5 protein-coding genes are annotated in these 3,202 nt (G+C 44.8%); all 5 read left to right on the forward strand.

Annotation, left to right across the window (positions count from 1 at the left end; genetic code table 11):
- Positions 1-950, forward strand: a 950-nt coding sequence (ala, locus tag F7C14_RS06655) for an alanine dehydrogenase (protein WP_290901141.1), incomplete at its 5' end; no start/stop codon positions are given.
- Positions 950-1,615, forward strand: a complete 666-nt coding sequence (locus tag F7C14_RS06660; RefSeq protein ID WP_290901143.1) for a TIGR00289 family protein — start codon at positions 950-952, stop codon at positions 1,613-1,615. The genes ala and F7C14_RS06660, both read left to right, overlap by 1 nt.
- 48 nt (positions 1,616-1,663) lie before the next feature.
- Positions 1,664-2,050, forward strand: a complete 387-nt coding sequence (locus F7C14_RS06665; protein ID WP_290901145.1) for a class II SORL domain-containing protein — start codon at positions 1,664-1,666, stop codon at positions 2,048-2,050.
- Complete coding sequence (gene rd, locus F7C14_RS06670; RefSeq protein ID WP_290901147.1) at positions 2,051-2,212, forward strand: rubredoxin; 162 nt, start codon at positions 2,051-2,053, stop codon at positions 2,210-2,212. It begins immediately after the preceding gene.
- A 34-nt stretch (positions 2,213-2,246) separates the two neighbouring features.
- On the forward strand, positions 2,247-3,202 hold a 956-nt coding region (locus F7C14_RS06675; protein WP_290901149.1), incomplete at its 3' end, for an FprA family A-type flavoprotein.

The following is a 3,202-nucleotide window of genomic DNA, read 5'->3' on the forward strand; positions in this document are numbered from 1 at the left end:
CTCTTATTCTCACAAAAAGAGACGTTGAGAGTCTTTTGACGATGGAGGAAACAATAGCCGCTGTAGAGACCGCTTTCAGACTTCACGGAGAAAATAAAGTTCAAATGCCTCCGAAGATTTATTTAAATTTTGAGGAAGGAGATTTGAGAGCGATGCCGGCTCAGGTTGGAGAGCGAGCAGGAATAAAGTGGGTGAATTCCCATCCGAGAAATCCGGAGAAGGGTTTGCCGACGGTTATGGCTGTTTTGATTCTTAACGACCCTTCGACGGGGTTTCCCCTCTCCATAATGGACGCGACTCACCTCACAAACATGCGTACTGGAGCTGCTGGAGCTGTGGCTGTAAAGTATCTCGCACCGAAAAATGCTGAGAGTGTTGGATTCATCGGGTGCGGGGTTCAAGCGAGGTTTCAGTTTCTGGCCGTAAAAGAGGTTATGGACGTTTCTCTTGTCAGAGCTTACGATGTGAGGAGTGAAACGGCTAAAAACTTCGCAAGTTTCATCAAATCCTTTGGAATTGATGTTGAAGTTGTGGAAGCCGAAAGAGTTTGCAAGTGCGACGTTCTTATAACAACTACCCCGAGCAGGAAGCCGGTGGTAAAGGACGAGTGGATCGAAGCGTTGCACATAAACGCTATAGGAGCCGATGCTCCCGGGAAACAGGAATTGGAGGAGAAAACGCTTTTAAGAGCGAAGATAGTCGTTGATGATATGGCTCAGGCTTTGCACAGCGGAGAAATCAACGTGGCAATATCCAAGGGAATTCTAAAGCCCGAAAACATCTACGCAACTCTTGGAGAAATCGTTGCCGGTAAGAAGAAGGGTAGAGAGGAAAACGAGCTGACGATCTTCGATTCCACCGGATTGGCGATACAAGACATTGCAACAGCTTCAGTAGTTTACGAGAAAGCTGTTAGGGAGGGTTACGGAATCAAGCTGAGGATGTTCTGATGAAGCTTGCGGCTTTCATCTCCGGTGGGAAAGATTCGATGCTTGCTTTACACAAAGCGAGTGAAAAGCATGAGGTGGTTTGTTTAGTTACAGTCAAGCCAGCAAATCCCGACTCCTACATGTTTCACACCGTCAACGTTGATTTGGTTGATTACATCGCCATCTGTTTGGAAAAACCTCTCTACAAAATCTTCGTTTCGGGAGAAAAGGAGAAGGAAGTTGAAGAAGTTGCTAAAGCTTTGGAGAATTTGAACGTGGACGGAATAGTCATAGGAGGAATTGAAAGCGAGTATCAAAGAAGGAGGTTCGAGAAAATCTGCGAAGAGAACGGATTGAAGATGTTTGCCCCATTGTGGAAGAAAAATCCTGAGGATATTGTAAGAGAGGTTGCCGAAAGGTTTGAAGCAATAATAGTAAAGGTTTCGGCTGAAGGGCTGGATGAGAAGTGGCTCGGGAGAAGGATCGATTCAAAAGCCGTGGAAGAACTTATGGAATTAAGTAAGAAGTACGGAATTCATCCGGCTGGAGAAGGTGGGGAATTTGAAACACTCGTTTTAAATGCTCCACTCTACAAGAAAAAGTTGAAAATAAACGGATGGAGAATTCAAAAGGAAGCTTTGGCATCTTCACTCATTGTTGAAAAAATTGAACTCGAAAGTAAATAAAGAGAAAGATTTATCTATGGGCTCTCCTTATTTATTTGAGGTGATCAGATGAGTTGCGAGAACGACCTGTTTTGCGGGATAAACAGCGTTGTTGGTAAAAGCGTTGATGAAATGTCCGAGCTGGAGAAGAAGCACACTCCGGTAATATCTGCTCCGGATAAAGTCAAAGCTGGTGAACCTTTCGAGGTTAAAGTTGAAACCGGAGTTTACGTCAAGCATCCAAACGAATACGGGCATTATTTCGCCTGGATCGAAATTTACTTGGACGACACGCCAGTAGCCAGATTCGACCTGCAGCCGGTGATGAGTTCCCCATCAGTTACTGTGAAGGTAACCGCTACCCACTCCCATGAAGGAAAGAGAAAAATTAAAGCCCGTGCCTTCTGCAACCTTCATGGGGTATGGGAAAACGAAAAAGAGATAGAGGTGGAGTAAATGGCGAGGTACCAGTGTAAGGTTTGTGGATACGTATACGATGAGAATGAAGGAGATCCCGACAACGACATTCCGCCGGGAACCAAGTGGGAAGATTTGCCAGAAGATTGGGTTTGCCCTGTTTGTGGAGCGAGTAAGGAAGATTTCGAAAAAATTGAGTAATCGCTCTTCTTTTTTATTTTTTGAGGTGAGATGAATGAAAATAGCGGACAATGTATTCTGGGTAGGCGTCGTGGACTGGAACGTTCGCGACTTCCACGGGTACAGCACAGTCTACGGCACTTCTTACAACGCTTATCTCGTAAAGGACGAGAAGGTGGTTTTGATCGACACGGTAAAATTCGGATTCGAAGATGAGCTGCTTGAAAAGCTTGAAGAACTGACGGATAAAATCGATTATCTCGTCGTCAATCACATCGAGATGGATCATGCTGGAGCTGTAAAAGCAGTTCTTGAAAAGTATCCTGAGGCAAAGATAATCACTAATGCGAGGGGAAAGAAGGGGTTAAAGGATGCTTACGGCATAGAAAAAGATATCGAGGTTGTTAAAACTGGAGATAGATTAAAGATCGGAAAGCAAGAGCTTACGTTTATCGAGATGCCGATGGTGCACTGGCCGGACAGCATGGCAACGTATTTGGCTGAGCAGAAAATACTGTTTCCGAACGACGCTTTTGGGATGCATTACGCAAGTTCAAAGATAATTGATTCGGAATTCGATAACGAAGAGCTTGAAAGGGTTTTCTTTGAAGCAGCAAAGTACTATGCGAACATAGTTCTGCCATACAGCCAGCAGGTGAAAAAAGTTCTTGGAGAGCTGAAGAAAATCGACATCGAAATGATCTGCCCCTCCCACGGAATAATTTGGAGGGACTACGTAGAAAAAATCGTCAGGAAGTACGAGGAATGGAGTAACGGAAAGGCTGAAAGAAAAGTCGTAATTGCTTACGACTCGATGTGGGGCTACACGGAGAAGGCGTTAAAGAAAATCATCGAAGGAATTGAAGAAGTGGGCGTGCCTTACAGAATATACAAGCTTAGAGCTTCGGATTACACCGAAGTGATGGCTGAGGTTATGCAGTCGAAGGGGTTGATTGTGGGAAGTCCAACTCTAAACAGAGAGATATTTCCAAGCGTGGCAGCTTTTCTAAC

Origin of the sequence: Ferroglobus sp., from assembly GCF_015521575.1 — an archaeon.
In the GTDB taxonomy this organism is placed as follows: Archaea; Halobacteriota; Archaeoglobi; order Archaeoglobales; family Archaeoglobaceae; genus Ferroglobus.